Below are 571 nucleotides of genomic sequence, written 5' to 3'. Positions count from 1 at the left end.
GGCTGAAAATCGACGTGGTCGAGTTCCATGACGCGCCCATGCACTACCAGCGCGACCTCAGCCTGCCGCTGCGCCCCCTGAGCGGACTGGAAGCCACCGGCCAGGACGCCGTGTGGGAGCTGCAAGCCAGCCACCAGGTCATCCAGCAACAGGTCAGCACCCGCGCCTACTACTCACGCGACGCCGGCGCGAACCTCGACGGCCAGGCCGACCTTACCCGTGGCGCCCCCACCACGTATGGCGAGGCCTACCATTACGCCGACGARCCCTACCAGGCACTGGGKGATCCSCTGGCGCGCGGCGATGAAGAAGGCCACGCCGAAAGCGGCGTCTTCTACGCGCAATTGGCCCACGAGCGCTATCTGAATGACCAGCTCCGRCTCGACGGCGCGAGCAGCAGCGCCGCCCTGGCCCCCGGCCACGTGCTSAAGGTCGAAGGAGGCGCACCGGCCGCTTTTACCGAAGGCGCGCTGATCGTCCGCACCCACTGCACCGCCGCCCGTGATCGCAGYTTCGAAGTGCACTTYKAAGCCATCCCAGACGGGAACAGCGCGATCCGCCCACCGGTACC

Annotated in this window: 1 protein-coding gene; it reads left to right on the top strand. The window is 67.9% G+C overall.

The annotated features are described in order from the left end of the window. Positions 1 to 571: contractile injection system protein, VgrG/Pvc8 family (locus A6723_RS26880; RefSeq protein ID WP_256546979.1), on the top strand; the 571-nt coding region annotated here is incomplete at both ends.

Source organism: Pseudomonas sp. AU11447, assembly GCF_001672555.2.
Classification (GTDB): domain Bacteria; phylum Pseudomonadota; class Gammaproteobacteria; order Pseudomonadales; family Pseudomonadaceae; genus Pseudomonas; species Pseudomonas nitroreducens.
This window is presented reverse-complemented; position numbering and strand designations above follow the sequence as displayed.